The organism is Kitasatospora sp. Xyl93 (genome assembly GCF_055383135.1).
On record NZ_AP029185.1, the window covers coordinates 5,397,992 to 5,417,809 of the forward strand.

General features: G+C 72.0%; 16 protein-coding genes. 11 read left to right on the plus strand and 5 right to left on the minus strand.

All coding sequences use genetic code 11. From position 1 onward, the window contains the following. Positions 1 to 120 precede the first annotated feature (120 nt). From rpsB to rlmN, 6 genes are all read left to right on the plus strand, one after another. A complete protein-coding gene (gene rpsB, locus ACZ5GH_RS24040) occupies positions 121 to 996 on the plus strand; it encodes a 30S ribosomal protein S2 (protein ID WP_387759394.1) in 876 nt (291 codons plus the stop codon). A 129-nt stretch (positions 997 to 1,125) separates the two neighbouring features. Beyond that, a complete protein-coding gene (gene tsf / locus ACZ5GH_RS24045; RefSeq protein ID WP_387759396.1) occupies positions 1,126 to 1,965 on the plus strand; it encodes a translation elongation factor Ts in 840 nt (279 codons plus the stop codon). A 261-nt stretch (positions 1,966 to 2,226) separates the two neighbouring features. Beyond that, a complete protein-coding gene (gene pyrH / locus ACZ5GH_RS24050) occupies positions 2,227 to 2,991 on the plus strand; it encodes a UMP kinase (protein ID WP_380654412.1) in 765 nt (254 codons plus the stop codon). Positions 2,992 to 3,088: 97 nt separating this feature from the next. Beyond that, entirely contained in the window at positions 3,089 to 3,646 is a 558-nt protein-coding gene (gene frr, locus ACZ5GH_RS24055; protein ID WP_387759399.1) for a ribosome recycling factor, read from the plus strand. Positions 3,647 to 3,927: 281 nt separating this feature from the next. Continuing rightward, positions 3,928 to 5,151, plus strand: coding sequence for a phosphatidate cytidylyltransferase (locus ACZ5GH_RS24060; RefSeq protein WP_464336857.1), 1,224 nt, complete (start codon positions 3,928 to 3,930; stop codon positions 5,149 to 5,151). An 88-nt stretch (positions 5,152 to 5,239) separates the two neighbouring features. After that, complete coding sequence (gene rlmN / locus ACZ5GH_RS24065) at positions 5,240 to 6,370, plus strand: dual-specificity RNA methyltransferase RlmN (protein WP_387759401.1); 1,131 nt, start codon at positions 5,240 to 5,242, stop codon at positions 6,368 to 6,370. Between the two features lie 19 nt (positions 6,371 to 6,389). On the opposite strand, the gene ACZ5GH_RS24070 is transcribed toward rlmN, so the two are convergent. The 4 genes from ACZ5GH_RS24070 to ACZ5GH_RS24085 form a co-directional block, all read right to left on the minus strand. Further along, on the minus strand, positions 6,390 to 7,541 hold the full coding sequence (locus tag ACZ5GH_RS24070; protein WP_464335205.1) for a hypothetical protein: 1,152 nt from the start codon (positions 7,539 to 7,541) through the stop codon (positions 6,390 to 6,392). A gap of 44 nt (positions 7,542 to 7,585) precedes the next feature. Further along, entirely contained in the window at positions 7,586 to 8,341 is a 756-nt protein-coding gene (locus tag ACZ5GH_RS24075) for an ABC transporter ATP-binding protein (RefSeq protein ID WP_387759405.1), read from the minus strand. A 236-nt stretch (positions 8,342 to 8,577) separates the two neighbouring features. Further along, positions 8,578 to 9,972, minus strand: coding sequence for an aspartate aminotransferase family protein (locus ACZ5GH_RS24080; protein ID WP_387759407.1), 1,395 nt, complete (start codon positions 9,970 to 9,972; stop codon positions 8,578 to 8,580). Then, positions 9,969 to 10,442, minus strand: coding sequence for an Lrp/AsnC family transcriptional regulator (locus ACZ5GH_RS24085; protein ID WP_030243538.1), 474 nt, complete (start codon positions 10,440 to 10,442; stop codon positions 9,969 to 9,971). Before ACZ5GH_RS24085 ends, ACZ5GH_RS24080 begins: the two co-directional genes overlap by 4 nt. A gap of 251 nt (positions 10,443 to 10,693) precedes the next feature. Between ACZ5GH_RS24085 and ACZ5GH_RS24090 the strand changes: the two genes are divergently transcribed. The 3 genes from ACZ5GH_RS24090 (at position 10,694) to ACZ5GH_RS24100 (ending at position 15,038) form a co-directional block, all read left to right on the plus strand. Continuing rightward, the gene (locus tag ACZ5GH_RS24090; protein ID WP_387759409.1) at positions 10,694 to 12,187 is read left to right on the plus strand and encodes a gamma-aminobutyraldehyde dehydrogenase; all 1,494 of its coding nucleotides are present in this window, start codon (positions 10,694 to 10,696) and stop codon (positions 12,185 to 12,187) included. 220 nt (positions 12,188 to 12,407) lie between these two features. Continuing rightward, entirely contained in the window at positions 12,408 to 13,766 is a 1,359-nt protein-coding gene (locus ACZ5GH_RS24095) for an aminotransferase class III-fold pyridoxal phosphate-dependent enzyme (protein WP_464335206.1), read from the plus strand. Positions 13,767 to 13,835: 69 nt separating this feature from the next. Then, on the plus strand, positions 13,836 to 15,038 hold the full coding sequence (locus tag ACZ5GH_RS24100) for a polyamine ABC transporter substrate-binding protein (protein WP_464335207.1): 1,203 nt from the start codon (positions 13,836 to 13,838) through the stop codon (positions 15,036 to 15,038). A gap of 42 nt (positions 15,039 to 15,080) precedes the next feature. On the opposite strand, the gene ACZ5GH_RS24105 is transcribed toward ACZ5GH_RS24100, so the two are convergent. Then, on the minus strand, positions 15,081 to 16,733 hold the full coding sequence (locus ACZ5GH_RS24105; protein WP_464335208.1) for a PucR family transcriptional regulator: 1,653 nt from the start codon (positions 16,731 to 16,733) through the stop codon (positions 15,081 to 15,083). 253 nt (positions 16,734 to 16,986) lie between these two features. On the opposite strand from ACZ5GH_RS24105, the gene ACZ5GH_RS24110 reads away from it, so the two are divergent. Both ACZ5GH_RS24110 and ACZ5GH_RS24115 read left to right on the plus strand, forming a co-directional pair. After that, the gene (locus ACZ5GH_RS24110) at positions 16,987 to 18,498 is read left to right on the plus strand and encodes a gamma-aminobutyraldehyde dehydrogenase (RefSeq protein WP_464335209.1); all 1,512 of its coding nucleotides are present in this window, start codon (positions 16,987 to 16,989) and stop codon (positions 18,496 to 18,498) included. A gap of 56 nt (positions 18,499 to 18,554) precedes the next feature. Next, the gene (locus ACZ5GH_RS24115) at positions 18,555 to 19,805 is read left to right on the plus strand and encodes a polyamine ABC transporter substrate-binding protein (protein ID WP_387759415.1); all 1,251 of its coding nucleotides are present in this window, start codon (positions 18,555 to 18,557) and stop codon (positions 19,803 to 19,805) included. The last annotated feature ends 13 nt before the right edge of the window (positions 19,806 to 19,818 follow it).

Consider the following 19,818-nt stretch of genomic DNA (forward strand, 5'->3'; position numbering starts at 1 on the left):
GTTCGGGGCGTCAGGCGTGGCTGTCACCTGGCCGCCACGGACAAACCGAGCCTGACCCGGCTGTGGGCTACCGCTGCGACGCAGTGCCGCTGCCGGGCCGTAACACCAAGGAGCACGGCAATGGCCGTCGTCACGATGCGGGAGCTGCTGGAGAGCGGCGTCCACTTCGGTCACCAGACCCGCCGCTGGAACCCGAAGATGAAGCGCTTCATCATCACCGAGCGCAACGGCATCTACATCATCGACCTCCTGCAGTCGCTGAACTACATCGACCGCGCCTTCGAGTTCATCAAGGAGACCGTTGCCCACGGCGGCAGCGTCCTCTTCGTCGGCACGAAGAAGCAGGCTCAGGAGGCCATCGCCGAGCAGGCCACCCGCGTGGGCATGCCCTACGTGAACCAGCGCTGGCTCGGCGGCATGCTGACCAACTTCTCGACCGTCTACAAGCGCCTCCAGCGCCTGAAGGAGCTCGGCGAGCTGGACTTCTCGGACGTGGCCGGTTCCGGCCTGACCAAGAAGGAGCTCCTGGTCCTCCAGCGCGAGCACGACAAGCTGGAGAAGACCCTCGGCGGTATCCGCGACATGCAGCGCGTTCCCAGCGCCGTCTGGATCGTGGACACCAAGAAGGAGCACATCGCGGTCGGCGAGGCCCGGAAGCTCAACATCCCGGTCGTCGCCATCCTCGACACCAACTGTGACCCGGACGAGGTCGACTACAAGATCCCGGGCAACGACGACGCGATCCGCTCCGTCACCCTGCTGACCCGCGTGATCGCCGACGCCGTGGCCGAGGGCCTGAAGTCCCGCGCCGGTGTCGCCAAGGGCGACGCCAAGGCCGAGCCGGGTGCCGACCAGCCGCTGGCCGCCTGGGAGAAGGACCTCATCGAGGGCGAGAAGAAGGCCGAGGAGGCCCCCGCCGCCGCCGAGGCCCCCGCCGCCGCTGAGGCTCCCGCCGCCGAGGCCCCCGCCGCCGAGGCGCCGGCCGAGCAGGCCTGACGTACCCAGGGTGAGGGGCACCCGCCGGTACGAAACCGGCAGGTGCCCCTCTCTCCAGCGCCGGGACCGAACCACCGGTCCCGGCGCCACTCCACGCAGACACGCGAGACGCGAGAAGAGATTCACACCATGGCGAACTTCACCGCCGCGGACGTCAAGAAGCTCCGTGAGCTCACCGGCGCCGGCATGATGGACTGCAAGAAGGCCCTGGACGAGGCCGAGGGCAACGTCGAGAAGGCCGTCGAGCTCCTGCGCATCAAGGGCCAGAAGGGCGTTGCCAAGCGCGAGGGCCGTGACGCCTCCAACGGCGCCGTCGCCTCGCTGATCGCCGAGGACAAGAAGTCCGGCGTTCTGGTCGAGCTGAACTGCGAGACCGACTTCGTCGCCAAGGGTGACAACTTCGTCAAGGTCGCCGACGCGATCGCCGCCCACGTCGCCAAGACCGCCCCGGCCGACCTGGACGCCGCCCTGGCCTCCGAGATCGAGGCCGGCAAGACCGTCCAGCAGTTCGTGGACGAGGCCAACGCGACCCTGGGCGAGAAGATCGTCTTCCGTCGCTTCGCCCAGTTCGACGGTGACGGCTTCGTCGCGGTCTACCTGCACAAGACCAGCCCCGACCTGCCGCCGGCCGTCGGCGTCCTGGTCGAGCTGGACAAGGAGAACGCCGAGGTCGCGAAGGACGTCGCGCAGCACATCGCCGCCTTCGCGCCGAAGTACCTGTCCCGCGAGGAGATCCCGGCCGAGGAGCTCGAGAACGAGCGCCGCGTCGCCGAGGCCACCGCCCGCGAGGAGGGCAAGCCGGAGGCCGCCCTGCCGAAGATCGTCGAGGGTCGCGTCACCGGCTTCGTGAAGGAGAACTCCGTCCTGGAGCAGGCCTTCGCGAAGGACAACAAGAAGACCGTCGCCAAGGTCCTCGAGGAGAACGGCGTCGCCCTCAAGCGCTTCGCCCGCTTCCGCGTCGGCGCCTGAGCCACGTTCCACCTGGTCCCCGGCCCCTCTACGCTGGGAACCGCCCCCGCCCGCTGACCCGGGCGGGAGGAACGCCGAACGGGCTCACCCCGCGCCCACCGTCAACGGGCGGGCTCGCGTCGGCACCATGAACGACGAGGAGGCCATTGCCGTGCAGGACACCGAACCGGTTCCCGCGGCAGTGGCCTCCTCTCGTGTACACGCAGGCGGGGCATCCGCACACCCGCGCCTGTGACCAGTAGGTGCAAAAAGGAGAAGTCCATGCAGGAGACGCAGGAGACCGCGCAGGACCCCAGGGCCGGCTCGCGCCGCCGGGTGCTGCTCAAGCTGTCCGGTGAAGCCTTCGCCGGTGGCGGCGGGCTCGGCGTCGACCCGGACGTCGTGCACGCGATCGCCCGGGAGATCGCCACGGTCGTCCGCGCCGGTACCGAGGTCGCGGTGGTCATCGGCGGCGGCAACTTCTTCCGGGGCGCCGAGCTCCAGGTCCGCGGCATGGACCGCGCCCGTTCCGACTACATGGGCATGCTCGGCACCGTCATGAACTGCCTGGCGCTCCAGGACTTCCTGGTCAAGGAGGGCATCGAGACCCGGGTCCAGACCGCCATCACCATGGGCCAGGTCGCCGAGCCGTACCTGCCGCTGCGCGCCGTCCGGCACCTGGAGAAGGGCCGCGTGGTGATCTTCGGCGCCGGTATGGGCATGCCGTACTTCTCCACCGACACCACGGCCGTCCAGCGCGCCCTGGAGATCCACGCGGACGTCCTGCTGATGGGCAAGAACGGCGTGGACGGCGTCTACGACTCCGACCCGCGGACCAACCCGGACGCGGTCAAGTTCGACGCGCTGGAGTACTCCGAGGTCATCGCGCGCGACCTCAAGGTGGCCGACCTCACCGCGATCACGCTGTGCAAGGACAACAACCTTCCGATGCTGGTCTTCGAACTGCTGGCGGAGGGCAATATCGCGCGCGCGGTGAAGAGTGAGAAGATCGGCACACTCATCAGCCAGGATTCTGTCCGGGCCTGAGCAGTAACCAGCCGTACGGAACGGGGCGGGCGCCGCGACCGGCGACCGCCCGACACCGGTCGGAACGACAGCAGATGAACCGGACAGGGAGACCACAGTGATCGAAGAGACCCTCCTCGAGGCCGAGGAGAAGATGGAGAAGGCCGTCCTCCACGCCAAGGACGACTTCGCGGCCATCCGCACCGGCCGCGCGCACCCGGCGATGTTCGCCAAGATCGTCGCCGAGTACTACGGCGCCAAGACCCCGATCAACCAGCTGGCCTCGTTCTCGGTGCCGGAGCCGCGGATGGCGGTCGTCTCGCCGTTCGACAAGACCGCGCTGAAGGCCATCGAGCAGGCGATCCGCGACTCCGACCTGGGCGTCAACCCGTCCAACGACGGCTCGATCATCCGCGTGGTGCTGCCCGAGCTCACCGAGGAGCGCCGCCGGGAGTTCATCAAGGTCGCCCGCACCAAGGGCGAGGACGCCAAGGTCTCGATCCGTTCGGTGCGCCGCAAGGCCAAGGACGCCATCGACAAGCTGGTGAAGGACGGCGAGGTCGGCGAGGACGACGGCCGCCGTTCCGAGAAGGAGCTCGACGACACCACGGCCAAGTACGTGGCCCAGATCGACGAGCTGCTGAAGCACAAGGAAGCCGAGCTGCTCGAGGTCTGATGAACGACGCCCCTGACGCCCCCGGCTACTGGGGCCCGTCCGACCAGCAGTTCCAGCCCCACCCTCCGGCGCCGCACCCGCAGGCCGCCCGTGCCCGGGCCCACCCGGCGCCGGGGTACGGTCCGCAGGCGGCGCCGGCCCAGGGGCACCCCGGCCACCCGGGCGGCCACGCCGTGCCCCCGGGCACGCCGGGTGCCGCCCAGGGGGTGCCGGGCCACCGTTCGGGTCAGTCGCAGCAGCCTCCGGTGTACTGGGGCGGCGACGCGGAGGAGACTCAGGTCATGCCTCCCGTACCGGCCGAGCCCGGCCCGCCGCCCGGCATGCCCGACCCCGGTCGCCCGGTCGGCCACGGCCGACCCGCGGCCCACGGCCGGCCCGCCACCGGCGGACCGTCCGAGCCCGCCGAGGGGCAGGCCGGGGCGTCCGGCCGGCTGAGCGGCCCGCTGTTCCGGGACGAGCGGCCCGAGCCGGCGCCGCCGGGTGTGACGGAGACGGTCGTGCTGCGCGCGATATCCGACGACGCCACCCCTGCCCCCGGTCACGGCACCCCGCCGCACCCGGGGGCACCGGTGCGTCCCGCGCCGCCGGCGAACCACCTGGCGGCCGGGCAGCCCCAGTTCTCGCCGTCGTCCCATCCAGGGCAGGAGACACCCGTGGCCGCCCAGCCCGCCCCGCAGCCGCAGCCGCGCAAGCAGCGCGGTGGCCGTAACCTCCAGGCCGCCATAGGCGTGGGCGTCGGTCTCGGCGCGGTGATCGTCGCCTCGCTGTTCGTGGTGAAGGCGCTGTTCCTGGTCGTCGTGATGGCCGCGGTCGCGGTCGGCGTCTGGGAGCTGACCAGTCGGCTCTCCGAGCGCAAGCAGATCAAGGCGCCGCTGGTGCCGCTGGTCGTGGGCGGCCTCGCGATGGTCGCCACCGGCTACTGGGCCGGCGTCCAGTGGGCCGCCGCCTCGCTCGCGCTGACCGGGCTGGCGGTGATGGTCTGGCGGATGGCCGAGCCGCCGGAGGACTACCTGCGGGACATAACGGCGGGCGTCTTCACGGCGTTCTACGTGCCGTTCCTGGCGACCTTCGTGGCGATGATGCTGGCGGCCGACGACGGCCCCCAGCGGATCGTGCTCTTCCTGATCGTGACGATCTGCAGCGACACCGGCGCCTACGCGGTGGGCTACAAGTTCGGGAAGACCAAGCTGGCCCCGACGATCAGCCCCGGCAAGACCCGCGAGGGCCTGGCCGGCGGCATCGCCCTGTCGATGCTCGCGGGCGCGCTGCTGATGCAGCTGATCATCGACGACGGCAGCTGGTGGCAGGGCCTGATCCTGGGCGGCTGCGCGGCGGTCACCGCGACCCTGGGCGACCTGGGCGAGTCGATGATCAAGCGCGACCTCGGGATCAAGGACATGGGCACGCTGCTACCCGGCCACGGCGGCATCATGGACCGGCTGGACTCGCTGCTGCCGACCGCCCCGGTGGTCTGGCTGCTGCTGGCCGCCTTCGTGGGCAGCTGACCCGCGCGGACGGGAGACGTACGTACCCGGGAGGGCCCCGGACGCCTGGCGTCCGGGGCCCTCGCGCGTCTGCGACACTTGAGGAACCATGCCTAAGCCCGGAGAACTCACGTTTGTCGCGCCGCGCGGCGCCAAGCCCCCGCGACACCTCGCCGACCTCAGCCCCGCCGAGCGCAAGGAGGCCGTCGCCGAGCTGGGCGAGCAGCCGTTCCGCGCCAAGCAGCTCTCCAACCACTACTTCGGCCGGATGTCGAACGACCCGGCGAGCTGGACGGACATCCCCGCCGCCAGCCGGGAGAAGCTCACCGAGAGCCTGCTGCCCGAGCTGATGTCGGTGGTCCGGCACGTCTCCTGCGACGACGACGCCACCCGCAAGACGCTCTGGAAGCTCTTCGACGGCACGCTCGTGGAGTCCGTGCTGATGCGCTACCCGGACCGGGTCACCATGTGCATCAGCTCGCAGGCCGGCTGCGGCATGAACTGCCCGTTCTGCGCCACCGGCCAGGCCGGACTGACCCGCAACCTGTCCACCGCCGAGATCGTCGAGCAGATCGCCGCCGGGATGCGCTCGCTCAAGGCGGGGGAGTTCGGCGCGCGGGCCCCCCAGGACGGGAGCGGCCCGGGCGGCGAGGCGCGGCTGTCCAACGTGGTCTTCATGGGCATGGGCGAGCCGCTGGCCAACTACAACCGGGTGCTGGCCGCGATCCGCCGGCTGACCGACCCGGCGCCCGACGGCTTCGGCCTGTCCCAGCGCGGCATCACGGTCTCCACCGTCGGCCTCGTCCCGGCGATGAACCGGTTCGCGGACGAGGGCCTCAGCTGCCGTCTGGCGCTGTCGCTGCACGCCCCGGACGACGAGCTGCGCGACGAGCTGGTGCCGGTGAACACCCGGTGGAAGGTCGCCGAGGTGCTGGACGCCGCCTGGAACTACGCCGAGAAGTCCGGCCGCCGGGTCTCCATCGAGTACGCGCTGATCAAGGACATCAACGACCAGGCCTGGCGGGCCGACCTGCTCGGCCGACTGATCAAGAACCACCGGGTGCACGTCAACCTGATCCCGTTGAACCCGACGCCCGGTTCCAAGTGGACGGCCTCCCGGCCCGAGGACGAGCGCGAGTTCGTCCGCCGCCTCCAGTCGCACGGCGTGCCGACGACCGTCCGCGACACCCGCGGCCAGGAGATCGACGGCGCCTGCGGCCAGCTCGCCGCGGCGGGCTGAGCCCCACCGGGGAGATCCGCTACCGGAGTCCGGCGGCCGCCAGCGCGGCGGTCGCCCCGCCGGTCAGCAGCAGCGTGCTGCCCACCGCGAGGGTGCGCAGCGCGACCGCGCCGAACAGCAGCCGGGGCGAGGTGCCGAGGCGCAGCAGCGCGTCGGTGACCTCCCGGCGGTCGGTGCGGACCTCGGCGAGCCGGGTGACCACCGCGGCGGCCGCGCAGCCGAGCACCAGGCAGGCCTCGACGGCGGGCAGCGCGTCGGCGCTGTCCGGCGTGCCGATCCAGTAGCGGATGGTGGTGAGCACCAGCGCGACGGCGAGGGTGAGCACGGCCAGCGGCGCGCCGAGCCGGCGGGCCTGGGCGGTGAGCCCGCGCCCGGCCAGCAGCCGCAGCGGGGTGGGCCGCCCGAGGGCGAGCAGCCGCCCGGCCCAGGCCAGCAGCGGCCCGGTGAGCAGGGCGAGGCCGAGCGCGCTGGCGGCCCAGCCGCCGAGGGCGGCGGTGCTGGTGGAGCCGAGCCCGGCGGGCAGGTGGATCGGGCGGCCGTCGACCGCGGCGCCGGGCCGCAGGGCGATGAGTTCGAGCGCGGCGCCGATCACGCCCAGCCCGACCCCCAGGGCGATCCGCCAGACCCCGAAGCCGGTCGGGGCCTGGGTGCGGCCGCCGGGCAGGGAGTCGGTGACGGGCACCGCGCAGGCGGCGGCGGTGCCGGCGGTGAGCGGCACCAGGGCGAGCAGGGCGACCGGGGCGGCGGCCGGCAGCGGCGCGCCCATGCCGAGGTCGGGGGCGAGCGAGGGCCCGGCGACGTCGTTGCGCAGGACCAGGAAGGCCAGCAGGGCGAGCACGCTGCCGAGGGTGCAGGCGAGCGCGACCTCGCCCGCGATCAGCGTCCTGATCCGGCGGGAGCCGGCCCCGGCGGCGGTGAGCCCGGCGATCCGCTCGGGCCACCGGGCGGGCACCGCGCGGGCGGCGACGGCCGCGAACCAGGCGACGGCGGCGAGCGGGGGCAGGCACCAGAGCAGCCGGACCAGCGGGTCGGCGCCGCCGGCCGGGTCGCTCATCGCCCGGCCGAGGGAGCGCAGCAGGAAGGCGGCGACCACGGTGGCGGCCAGCGCGGTGAGCAGCCAGCGGCCGAGGTCGGGCACCCGGTAGCCCCGGGCCAGACGGAGATAGAACACGTCGACTCTTTCAGCGGCTCGGCGTCGTCGCGGGCCCGGCGTCGTCAGCGGCGGGTGGCCGTGACGGCGGGCGCTGCGACGGCCCCGGGGGCGGCGGTGCCGCGGGGGACGGGGGCGACGGGGGCGGTCAGCCGTCCGTCGACGAGGGCGACGGTGCGGTCCGCGAACCGGACGAGCTCGGGGTCGTGGGTGGCCAGGACGAGGGTGAGCTGGTGCGACCGGGCCGCGCTGGTCAGTATCCGCATGACCTGGTCGGCGGCCTCGCGGTGCAGCGGGGCGGTGGGGTCGTCGGCGAAGACGACGGGAGGCAGCGGGGCCAGCGCGCGGGCGACGGCGACCCGCTGGCGGCGGCTCTGGACCAGCCGCTCGGGGCGCAGGCGGGCGCAGTCGCCGACGTCGAGGCGCTCCAGCCACTCGTCGGCGGCGGTGTAGGCGGCCTTGTGGCCGGCCCCGGCGAGCAGCAGCGGCAGGGCGACGTTCTCCCGGGCGGTCAGTTCGGGCACCAGGTGCGGCTCGGAGCCGACGAAGCCGAAGCGGTCGCGGCGCAGCCGTTCGCGGCCGGCCCGGGAGAGGGTGTGCACGGGGGCGCTGTTGAACCAGACCTCGCCCTCGTCGACCGGGAGCTGCGCGGAGAGGCAGCCGAGCAGGGTGCTCTTGCCGGAGCCGCGCGGGCCGGTGACGGCGAGCACCTCGCCCTCGCGGACGCCGATCGAGATGCCGCGCAGGGCGGGGGTGCCGTCGTGGGACTTGACGATCCCTCGGGCCCACAGCACGTCGTTGTCAGGCGGTGCCGCTGACATGAGGATCCATCCTGGGTGGCCGCAGGGATATGACAGTCGTCAGATTAGAACGACGGGGGCCGGTCGCGGTGGCGGCGCACTGGTCCATCACGGGCATATCACCCGCATTCAGGCATGTTTGGTCGTACGACTGTGATGTTGCGGGGCGGGGTGCGGTGGTCCGCGGACGCCGAAGGGCGGCCCCGCGGGGAGCGGGGCCGCCCTTCGGCGGAGGGTGGGGAAGAAGGCTCAGGGGATCAGATCTTCGCCCACGCGTCGGTGAGGCTGGTCCGCAGGATCTGCTCGATCTCGTCGAAGGTCGACTGGTCGGAGATCAGCGGCGGGGCCAGCTGGACGACCGGGTCGCCACGGTCGTCGGCGCGGCAGTACAGGCCGTTGTCGAAGAGCGCCTTCGACAGGAAGCCGTAGAGCACGCGCTCCACCTCGTCGTCGTTGAACGACTCCTTGGTGACCTTGTCCTTCACGAGCTCGATGCCGTAGAAGTACCCGTTGCCGCGGACGTCGCCGACGATCGGCAGGTCGCGCAGCTTGTTCAGGGTGCCCAGGAAGGCGGCCTCGTTGTCGAGGACGTGCTGGTTCAGGCCCTCGCGCTCGAAGATGTCGAGGTTGGCCAGCGCCACCGCGGAGGAGACCGGGTGGCCGCCGAAGGTGTAGCCGTGCAGGAAGGTGTTGTCGCCCTTGTAGAACGGCTCGGCGAGGCGGTCCGAGATGATCGTGGCGCCGATCGGGGAGTAGCCCGAGGTCATGCCCTTGGCGCAGGTGATCATGTCGGGCTGGTAGCCGAACTTGTCGGCGCCGAACATGGTGCCGAGGCGGCCGAAGGCGCAGATGACCTCGTCCGAGACGAGCAGCACGTCGTGGCGGTCGCAGATCTCGCGCAGGCGCTGGAAGTACCCGGGCGGCGGCGGGAAGCAGCCGCCGGCGTTCTGCACCGGCTCGACGAAGACGGCGGCGACGGTCTCGGCGCCCTCGTTGAGGATGGCCACCTCGATCTCGTCGGCGCACCAGCGGCCGTAGGCCTCGGGGTCGACCGTGCCGTCCGGGCCCTCCAGGAAGGCGGGGGCGCGGTAGATGTTGGTGTTCGGGGCCTTGTGGGTGCCCGGCACCAGCGGCTCGAACGGGGCCTTCAGGCCCGGCAGGCCGGTGATGGACAGCGCGCCCTGCGGGGTGCCGTGGTAGGCGACGGCGCGCGAGATGACCTTGTACTTGGTCGGCTTGCCGGTCAGCTTGAAGTACTGCTTGGCGAGCTTCCAGGCGGTCTCGACGGCCTCGCCGCCGCCGGTGGAGAAGAAGACCTTGTTCAGGTCGCCCGGGGCGTAGTGGGCCAGGCGCTCGGCCAGCTCGACGGCCTTCGGGTGGGCGTAGCTCCACACCGGGAAGAAGGCGAGCTCCTTGGCCTGCTTGGCGGCGGCCTCGGCGAGCTCCTCGCGGCCGTGACCGGCCTGCACGACGAACAGGCCGGCCAGGCCGTCGAGGTACTTGCGGCCCTTGTCGTCCCAGACGTAGGTGCCCTCGCCCCTGACGATGGTCGGCACGGGGGAGTTCTCGTACGACGACATGCGGGTGAAGTGCATCCACAGGTGGTCGTAGGCGGTCTTGGAAAGGTCCTTCTGCGCCGGGTCGGCTGTCATCGGGTGCCCCAGGTGTAGGTCTGTTTCCGGAGCTTCAGGTAAACGAAGCTCTCGGTGCTCCGCACGCCGGGAAGGGCGCGGATGCGCTTGTTGATCAGTTCGAGCAGGTGCTCGTCGTCCTCGCAGACCAGTTCGGCCAGGAGGTCGAACGAGCCTGCGGTGCAGACCACGTAGTCGACCTCGTCGAGGGCGGCCAACGCGTCGGCGACGGGCTCGATGTCACCCTCGACCCGGATGCCGACCATCGCCTGGCGGGTGAAGCCGACGGTGAGCGGGTCCGTGACGGCGACGATCTGCATCACGCCCTGGTCGAGCAGCTTCTGGACGCGCTGCCGGACGGCCGCCTCGGACAGGCCGACGGCCTTGCCGATGGCGGCGTACGGGCGGCGCCCGTCCTCCTGGAGTTGCTCGATGATCGCCTTGGAGGCGGCGTCGAGGGGAACGCTGGCGTTCCGGTCGCGGTTGGCCACGCGGCCACTGTGCCTGATCGTTCCCGTGTTCGCAAGCGTGGAAACTGCTGATTTCGTCGTGATCTTGGAAAACGCATGCGGATTTCATTGCTCAACGACACTCGGCCTGTCGATACCGGCAGTCGTGCGGCTACCCTGGCACCGTGCGCGCGCGTCCCCCCGGGGGCGGCGCACGTACCGCCACCAGTGGACCGCGCCCCTCCGGGTGTGGCCACTCGGGACCCTTCGTACGCCGGATCCGCCGACGTACCATGGCGCCGGAATCTGCAACGCCGCAGGCCCAGACCGAGGAGAGATCCGTGAGCGACCTTCGCACGCTGCGCAACTACGTCAACGGTGAGTTCGTCGACGCGGCCGACGGCCGCACGCTCGACATCGTGGACCCGACCACCGGCGAGGTGTACGCGACGTCGCCGCTGTCCGGTGCCGCGGACGTGGACGCCGCCATGGCCTCCGCCGCGGCCGCGTTCCCGATCTGGCGCGACGCCACCCCGAGCACCCGGCAGAAGCTGCTGCTCAAGATCGCCGACGCGGTCGAGGCCCGGGCCGACGAGATCGTCGACACCGAGGTCCGCAACACCGGCAAGCCCCGCGCGCTGACCCTCTCCGAGGAGATCGGTCCGATGGTGGACCAGATCCGGTTCTTCGCCGGTGCCGCCCGCCTGCTGGAGGGCAAGGCCGCCGGTGAGTACATGGACGGGATGACCTCGATCATCCGCCGCGAGCCGGTCGGCGTCTGTGCCCAGGTCGCGCCGTGGAACTACCCGATGATGATGGCGGTGTGGAAGTTCGCCCCGGCCATCGCCGCGGGCAACACCGTGGTGCTGAAGCCGTCCGACACCACCCCGGCCTCCACCGTGCTGCTGGCCGAGATCATCGGCGGCGTGCTCAAGGAGCTGGACCTGCCGGCCGGCGTCTTCAACGTCATCTGCGGCGACCGCGAGACCGGCAGGCTGATGGTCGAGCACCGGACCCCGGCGATGGCCTCCATCACCGGTTCCGTGCGCGCCGGCATCTCGGTCGCCGAGTCCGCCTCCAAGGACGTCAAGCGTGTCCACCTGGAGCTGGGCGGCAAGGCCCCGGTCGTGGTCTTCGAGGACGCCGACATCGCCGAGGCCGTCGAGGGCATCTCGATGGCGGGCTACTTCAACGCCGGCCAGGACTGCACCGCCGCCACCCGCGTGCTGGTGCACGAGTCGATCCACGACGCCTTCGTCGAGGCGCTGGCCAAGGCCGCGGCCGAGACCAAGACCGGCGGCGTGGACGACGAGGACGTGCTGTACGGCCCGCTGAACAACGCCAACCAGCTGAAGCAGGTCTCCGGCTTCATCGAGCGGCTGCCCGCCCACGCCAAGGTCGAGGCCGGTGGCCACCGGGTCGGCGACAAGGGCTACTTCTACGCCCCGACCGTCGTCTCCGGCCTGAACCAGGACGACGAGATCATCCAGAACGAGGTCTTCGGCCCGGTCATCACCGTGCAGAAGTTCACCGACGAGGACCAGGCCGTCGAGTACGCCAACGGCGTCGAGTACGCGCTGGCCTCCTCGGTGTGGACCAAGGACCACGCCCGCGCCATGCGGATGTCGCGCCGCCTGGACTTCGGCTGCGTCTGGATCAACACCCACATCCCGCTGGTCGCCGAGATGCCGCACGGCGGCTTCAAGAAGTCGGGCTACGGCAAGGACCTGTCGTCGTACGGCTTCGAGGACTACACCCGCGTGAAGCACGTCATGACCGCGATCTGAGCGGGTCGTGGCCATCGGCGCCGTATGACCGCGATCTGAGCGGGTCGTGACCATCGGCGCGGTATGACCGCGATCTGATCGCTGATCATCGGCTGAAGTGTCCACGGCCCGGGTCCTCTCGACCCGGGCCCGTGCGTCTTTGCACCCTGTCGGCGGTCGGCACGACCGGCTGACACGATGGAACTGCCCTTCCGGGACCGGCGGCCCTAGCCTTACCGGCATGAGCATCCCCACCGCTGACTCAGCCGCCGGCCAGGCCGTCAAGGCCGCCGACCGCGCGCACGTCTTCCACTCGTGGTCCGCCCAGGCGCTGATCGACCCCCTCGCGGTGGCCGGCGCCGAGGGCTCTTACTTCTGGGACTACGAGGGCAACCGCTACCTCGACTTCTCCTCGCAGCTGGTCAACACCAACATCGGCCACCAGCACCCGAAGGTGGTCGCCGCGATCCAGGAGCAGGCGGCGAAGCTCTGCACCATCGCCCCCGGCTTCGCGGTCGAGTCGCGCAGCGAGGCCGCCCGGCTGATCGCCGAGCGCACCCCCGGGGACCTCGACAAGATCTTCTTCACCAACGGCGGCGCCGAGGCCAACGAGAACGCCATCCGGCTGGCCCGGCTGCACACCGGCCGGCAGAAGGTCCTCTCCACCTACCGCTCGTACCACGGCGCCACCGCCAACGCGATCGCCCTCACCGGCGACCCGCGGCGCTGGCCCAACGAGAGCGGCGTCTCCGGCGTGGTGCACTTCTGGGGCCCGTACCCGTACCGCTCCAACTTCCACGCCGAGAACGAGGCGCAGGAGTGCGAGCGCGCGCTGGAGCACCTGGAGCAGGTGATCGCGTTCGAGGGGCCGGGCACCGTCGCGGCGGTCATCCTGGAGACGGTGGTCGGCACCGCGGGCATCCTGGTCCCGCCGGCCGGCTACCTGGCCGGGGTGCGGGAGATCTGCGACCGCTACGGGATCGTGTTCATCCTGGACGAGGTGATGGCCGGCTTCGGCCGCACCGGCGAGTGGTTCGCCGCCGACCACTGGGGCGTCACCCCGGACCTGCTCACCTTCGCCAAGGGCGTCAACTCGGGCTACGTGCCGCTGGGCGGCGTGGCGATCAGCGCCGAGATCGCGGCCACCTTCGCCGAGCGCGCCTTCCCCGGCGGGCTCACCTACTCAGGCCACCCGCTGGCCTGCGCCTCCGCGGTGGCGACCATCAACACCATGGCGGAGGAGGGCATCGTCGAGAACGCCCGGCACATCGGCGAGACCGTGCTCGGCCCCGGCCTGCGGGAGCTGGCCGAGCGGCACCCGTCGATCGGCGAGGTCCGCGGCCTCGGCGTGTTCTGGGCGCTCGACCTGGTGCGCGACCGGGAGACCCGCGAGCCGCTGGTGCCGTACAACGCGGCCGGCGCCGACAACGCACCGATGGCCGAGCTGGCCGCCGCCTGCAAGCAGCGCGGCCTCTGGCCGTTCGTCAACATGAACCGCTTCCACGTCGTCCCGCCGTGCACCGTCACCGAGGAGGAGGCCAAGACCGGCCTCGCGGTGCTGGACGAGGTCCTGTCGCTCACCGACGCGCACACCGTCTGACGTATCTACCAGGACGGCCCCGGACACCCGCGTGTGCCCGGGGCCGTGCCACGCTCCGGAAGGCCCGCCATGCCCAGCCGCACCACCCCGACCCGCCGCCCCGCCGACTCCCCCGCGCTGCGCCGACGCTCCCTGCTCGGCGGGGCCGCGCTGCTCGGCGCCGGCACGCTGACCGGCTGCGGCATCCCGTCCGCGTACGTGGCCGAGGACCGCCGCTCGGCACCGGACCGCTCGGAGAGCGACAAGCGGCTCGTCTTCTCCAACTGGACGCAGTACATCGACACCGACGACGAGGGCGGCCGCCCGACCCTGGACGCCTTCAGCGAGCGGACCGGGATCGAGGTCGCCTACACCGAGGACATCAACGACAACGACGAGTTCTTCGGCAAGATCAGCCCGGTGCTCACCCAGGGCGCCGCCCCCGGCCGGGACCTGATGGTGGTCAGCGACTGGATGGCCGGGCGGTACGTCTCGCTGGGCTGGGTGCAGGCCATGGACCGGGACAACCTGCCCAACGTCACGGCCAACCTGGACCCGCAGCTCGCCGACCCGGCCTTCGACCCCGGGCGCAGGCGCAGCGTGCCGTGGCAGTCCGGGATCACCGGCATCGCCTACAACCGCAAGGCGCTCGGCCGGGAGATCAGGTCCACCGCCGATCTGTGGGCGCCCGACCTCAAGGGCCGGGTCACCCTGTTCGCCGGGCTGGACGAGGCGCTCGGGCTGCTGATGCTCTCCCAGGGCGCGGACATCGCGAAGTTCGGCGACGACGACGCGCACCGGGCGATGGACCTGGTGCAGAAGTGGGTCGACAGCGGCCACGTCCGGCGCTTCACCGGCAACGACTACACCAGCGACCTCGCCTCCGGGGCGGCGCTCGCCTGCCAGGCCTACTCCGGCGACGCCGTCCAGCTCACCGCCGAGAACCCCGACATCGAGTTCGTGGTGCCGGAGGAGGGCGGCGAGCTGTGGGCGGAGAGCCTGATGATCCCCAACCGGGCCGCCCACAAGCGCAACGCCGAGCTGCTGGTCGACCACTACTACCGGCCCGAGGTGGCCGCCGAACTCGCCGCGTTCGTCCAGTACATCTGCCCGGTGCCGGCCGCCCGCGAGGTGCTGGCGGCCAGCGGCGACAAGGAGAAGGCCGAACTCGCCGAGAACCCGCTGGTCTTCCCGACCGAGGAGATGCGCGCCCGGCTGCACACCATGCGCGACGTCACCTCGGCCGAGCGGCCCGAGCTGCACAAGGTCTGGGGCCGCATCACCGGGGTGTGAGCACGGGGGCGTCGAGGAGCGCCGGGGCGGGACGGACGGCGCTCAGCGCCGGACGGCGTCCAGGGCGAGCAGCGCCACGTGCAGGGAGAGGCAGGACTCCACCTGGTCGAGGTCGACGCCGAGGATCCGTTCGACCTTGTGCAGCCGGTCGTAGAAGGACGGCCGGGACAGGTGCGCGGCGTCCGCCGCGGCCGACTTGTTCCGGCCCTGCTCCAGGTAGATCCGCAGCATCCGCACCAACTGGCCGTTGTGCTCGGCGTCGTGGGCCAGCAGCGGGCCCAACTCCCGTTCCACGTACGTCTGCAGCCGGGCGTCGTCGCGCAGCAGGTGGAGCAGGCCGCGCAGCCGGACGTCCGGCAGGCGGTAGTAGGAGGAGCTGCGGCCGCCGGGCGCGTCGTGCAGGGCGGCGTCGGCGACCTGGGTGGCCTCCAGCAGGGTGCGCCGGGCGTCGCGCACCGAGCCGACCGAGGAGCCGACCGCGACCACCGGGCCCGCCGGGTCGCCGCCCTCCCGCCCGGGCTCGGCCGACATCCGGCGCAGCGCGGCCGAGAGGGCGTCCAGCGCGGCGTGCTCGTCCTGCTGGGTGCCGAGCGCGATCAGCAGGCCGACGGCCTCGTCGTCCAGCGCCCCGACCAGGGCGGACAGCCGGCAGGCCCGGACGGCTCCGGCGGCCAGCTCGGTGAAGTCGCGCAGCCGGGCTTGGGCCTCCAGCGCGGCCGGGATCGGTCCGCGCCGCTGCCGCAGCACCACGCCGACCAGTCGGCGGCCCTCCAGCGGAACGCCCAGGGCCTGGGCGCGCAGCGCGGCCTCGGAGACGGTCAGCGCGTGGGTGAGGATGCCGGACAGCAGGGTGCGGTGGGTCTGCCGCTCCAGGCTCTCCCGGTCGCGCACCACCAGCCGGTTGAGCGCCAGCGCGGAGGCGCCGCGTTCCAGCAGCATGGCGTGCGGGTGCGCCTCGCCCTCGGGCAGCGGGCCGGGCTCCTGCACCAGCACCAGACGGCCCCAGTCCTGGCCGCGGGCGCCGACGGTGGTGACCAGCCAGCCGCTGCGCGGGTCGTGGCCGGTGCGCCCGGCCGGGCGCACCCCGCGCGAGCGGCGCTCCCAGTCCTCCAGCACCTCGGCCTCCGGGCGTCCGGCGGTGTCGTGGGCGAGCACCTGGTGGGCCAGGTTCTCCAGGACGACCGGGGCGCCGGCCATCCGGGCCACCTGGCGGATCACCTCGGGCGGCTCCGCGCCCTCCACCACCAGCTCGTTGAAGACCTGGTGGACCGACTCGGAGACCCGCAGCTGCTCCAGCTGGGCGTTGACCACGAGCGCGTGCACGGCCTCGGTGACGGCGACGAAGCGCAGCTCGCGGCGGAGCGTGATCACGGGCAGCCCGCGCTGCTCGGCGGCGTGGACCAGGGCGCGGGGGAGCGAGTCGAAGTAGCGCCGCCCGAACTCGACGACCAGGCCGGCCACCCCGACCTCGTCCAGCTCCCGCACGTAGCGGGCCAGGGCCTCGCGGTCCTCCGGCAGCGCGATCCCGGTGGTCAGCACCAGCTCGCCGCCGCGGAGCATCCCGGCGACGTCGGGCAGCTCGCTGACGTGGACCCAGCGGACCGGCCGCTCCAGGTGGTCGGCGCCGGCCACCACCTGGGGCAGGCCGCGGCGCATCACGTCCAGGTCGAGGACTCGGGCGACGGTGGGGAGCATCGCGGGCCTCCGGAGCCGTGGGGACCGGAGCGGGGGCTCCGGGGTGGTCAGAGTGTCAGGTAAATCATCCATCGGCCGAACGACCTGTCGCCCTGCCCGCACCCTTGCACCCTGTAAGGCCCTTCGTGCCGAGACTGCCGAAGTGACCCTTGTCACCCCCGCCCCGCAGCGGGCAAGGTCAGCGGGACCGCAGACCCCCAACCGCGGACGCGTGACCCCGCAGCGGTCGAACCACGGCACTTGGAGGAACCAGATGGACCTGACCGACTTCGGCCCGGGCGCGCAGTACATCGCGGGCCGGCAGACCAGGGGGAGCGGTGAACCCTTCCAGGTCGTCAACCCCGCCGACGGCAGCGTGGTCGAGCAGGTCGCGCTGGCCACCACCGGGGACGTGGACACCGCCGTCGCCGCCGCCAGGGCCGCCCTGCCCGGCTGGTCCTCGGCCACCCCCGGCGCGCGCTCCGAGGCGCTCACCCGGCTGGCCGCCGTCCTGGCCGGCGCGGCCGGGGACCTGGCCCGGGTGGAGACGGCGCAGACCGGCAAGCCGGTCAAGCTCGCCACCGAGTTCGACGTGCCCGGCACCGTCGACAACGCCGCGTTCTTCGCCGGCGCCGCCCGCAACCTGGAGGGCAAGGCGGCCGGCGAGTACTCCGGCGACCACACCTCGTACGTGCGGCGCGAGGCGGTCGGCGTGGTCGGCTCGATCTCGCCGTGGAACTACCCGCTGCAGATGGCCGCCTGGAAGATCCTCCCGGCGATCGCCGCGGGCAACACCATCGTGCTCAAGCCGGCCGAGCTGACCCCGCTGACCTCGCTGATGTTCGCCCGCGCCTGCACCGCCGCGGGCATCCCGGACGGCGTGGTCAACGTGGTCACCGGCGCCGGACGCACCGCCGGCGAGCACCTGGTCGGGCACCCGGACGTCGCGATGGTCTCCTTCACCGGCTCCACCGGCGTCGGCAGGAGGGTCGCCGAGATCGCCACCGCGGGCGTCAAGCGCACCCACCTGGAGCTCGGCGGCAAGGCCCCGTTCGTGGTCTTCGACGACGCCGACCTGGACGCCGCCGTGCACGGCGCGGTCGCGGCCTCGCTGATCAACGGCGGCCAGGACTGCACCGCCGCCACCCGCGCCTACGTCCAGCGCCCGCTGTACGACGCCTTCGTGGCCGCAGTGGCCGAGCTGTACGCGGCGATCCGGATCGGCGACCCGCTGAACCCGCGCACCGACCTCGGACCGCTGGTCTCCCACGCCCACCGCGACCGGGTGGCCGGCTTCGTGGAGCGCGCCCGCTCGTACGCCACCGTGGTCACCGGCGGCCGGGCCCCGGAGAAGGGCCACGACGGCACCGACCTCACCCGCGGCGCGTACTACCGGCCCACCCTGATCACCGGCGCGGCCCAGGACAGCGAGGTCGTGCAGGGCGAGATCTTCGGCCCGGTGCTGGTCGTGCTGCCGTTCGACGGCGACGACGAGGGCCTTCGGCTGGCCAACGACACCCCGTACGGCCTGGCCGCCTCCGCCTGGACCGCCAACGTGCACCGCTCGCTGCGCGCCACCCGGGAGATCGCGGCCGGCTGCGTCTGGGTCAACGACCACATCCCGATCATCAGCGAGATGCCGCACGGCGGCTACAAGGCGTCCGGCTACGGCAAGGACATGTCCCAGTACTCGCTGGACGAGTACACCCAGGTGAAGCACGTCATGTTCGACACCACCGCGGTGGCCCGCAAGGACTGGCACCGCACCGTCTTCGGAGACAGATAACCCCCAGGCCCCAGCGGGTGCCCCCACACCCCATCTCCCCCCAGGAGGCCCGTTCCATGGCGTTCAACGAGCTCACCGACGGTCTGCCCGAACCGGTCCGAAGGGCCTGGGAACGCAGCCTGACCAGCGGCCGGGCCGCGCTCGGCCGCCGCACCCTGCTGCGCGCCGCCGCGCTGACCGCCGGAGCGGGCACCCTGGCCGCCTGCGGCATCCCGGCGGCCCCCCGGGCGACCGGGGACTCGACCGCGAACGCCGCCAAGGACCTCTCGGAGACGCAGAAGGAGGTCGACTTCTCCAACTGGCCGCTGTACGTGGACACGGACGAGAAGGACAAGGAGCGGCACGGCACGCTGGACGCCTTCACCGAGGCCACCGGTATCAAGGTCAGGTACACCGAGGACGTCAACGACAACGTCGAGTTCTTCGGCAAGGTCAAGCCGCAGCTCGCCGCCGGCCAGGACACCGGCCGCGACCTGATGGTGCTCACCGACTGGATGGCCGCCCGGCTGATCCGGCTCGGCTGGGCGCAGAAGCTCAACCCGGCGAACGTCACCACCGCGATCACCAACATCGAGGCGCGCTTCCGCGCCCCCGACTGGGACCCGGGGCGGCTGTACTCCTACCCGTGGGCCGGCATCCAGACCGTCGTCGCGTACAACCGGAAGGCGACCAGGGGGAAGGAGGTCACCAGCGTCTCCCAGCTGCTGGACGACCCCGACCTCAAGGGCCGGGTCACCTTCCTCTCCGAGATGCGCGACAGCATCGGGATGGTCCTGCTGGACCAGGGCAAGGACACCGTGAGGTTCACCGCTGACGACTACGACGGCGCGGTCGCCCGGCTGCAGAAGGCCGTCGACAACAAGCAGATCCGCCGCTTCACCGGCAACGACTACGGCCAGGAGCTCTCCGCCGGGGACATCGCGGCCTGCATCGCCTGGGGCGGCGACCTGATCCAACTGCGGGCCGACAACCCGGACATCGAGTTCGTCATCCCGGAGAAGGGCTACATCGCCTCGACCGACAACATGCTGGTCCCGGCCAAGGCGCAGCACAAGGCGAACGCGGAGAAGCTGATCGACTTCTACTATCAGCCGAAGATCGCGGCGCAGCTGGTCGCGGGCATCGGCTTCGTCTCCGCCGTCACCGGGATGAAGGACGAGCTCGCCGGCATCGCCCCGGACACCGCGGCCAACCCGCTGGTCGTGCCCACCCCCGAGATGGCGGTCAGGGCGCACGTGTTCCGCACGCTCTCCGAGAGCGAGGAGAGCGACTTCGAGCAGAAGTTCTCCAAGCTCATCGGCGCCTGACCCCACTCCCGGC

What these genes read in the sequence shown, in the direction of transcription:
- rlmN (WP_387759401.1), top strand. Translation starts at nt 5,240, where the DNA reads ATGCCTAAGCCCGGAGAACTCACGTTTGTCGCGCCGCGCGGCGCCAAG.
- ACZ5GH_RS24075 (WP_387759405.1), bottom strand. Translation starts at nt 8,341, where the DNA reads ATGTCAGCGGCACCGCCTGACAACGACGTGCTGTGGGCCCGAGGGATC.
- ACZ5GH_RS24080 (WP_387759407.1), bottom strand. Translation starts at nt 9,972, where the DNA reads ATGACAGCCGACCCGGCGCAGAAGGACCTTTCCAAGACCGCCTACGAC.
- ACZ5GH_RS24060 (WP_464336857.1), top strand. Translation starts at nt 3,928, where the DNA reads ATGCCTCCCGTACCGGCCGAGCCCGGCCCGCCGCCCGGCATGCCCGAC.
- ACZ5GH_RS24095 (WP_464335206.1), top strand. Translation starts at nt 12,408, where the DNA reads ATGAGCATCCCCACCGCTGACTCAGCCGCCGGCCAGGCCGTCAAGGCC.
- ACZ5GH_RS24115 (WP_387759415.1), top strand. Translation starts at nt 18,555, where the DNA reads ATGGCGTTCAACGAGCTCACCGACGGTCTGCCCGAACCGGTCCGAAGG.
- tsf (WP_387759396.1), top strand. Translation starts at nt 1,126, where the DNA reads ATGGCGAACTTCACCGCCGCGGACGTCAAGAAGCTCCGTGAGCTCACC.
- ACZ5GH_RS24090 (WP_387759409.1), top strand. Translation starts at nt 10,694, where the DNA reads ATGGCGCCGGAATCTGCAACGCCGCAGGCCCAGACCGAGGAGAGATCC.
- ACZ5GH_RS24105 (WP_464335208.1), bottom strand. Translation starts at nt 16,733, where the DNA reads ATGCTCCCCACCGTCGCCCGAGTCCTCGACCTGGACGTGATGCGCCGC.
- ACZ5GH_RS24110 (WP_464335209.1), top strand. Translation starts at nt 16,987, where the DNA reads ATGGACCTGACCGACTTCGGCCCGGGCGCGCAGTACATCGCGGGCCGG.
- rpsB (WP_387759394.1), top strand. Translation starts at nt 121, where the DNA reads ATGGCCGTCGTCACGATGCGGGAGCTGCTGGAGAGCGGCGTCCACTTC.
- ACZ5GH_RS24100 (WP_464335207.1), top strand. Translation starts at nt 13,836, where the DNA reads ATGCCCAGCCGCACCACCCCGACCCGCCGCCCCGCCGACTCCCCCGCG.
- pyrH (WP_380654412.1), top strand. Translation starts at nt 2,227, where the DNA reads ATGCAGGAGACGCAGGAGACCGCGCAGGACCCCAGGGCCGGCTCGCGC.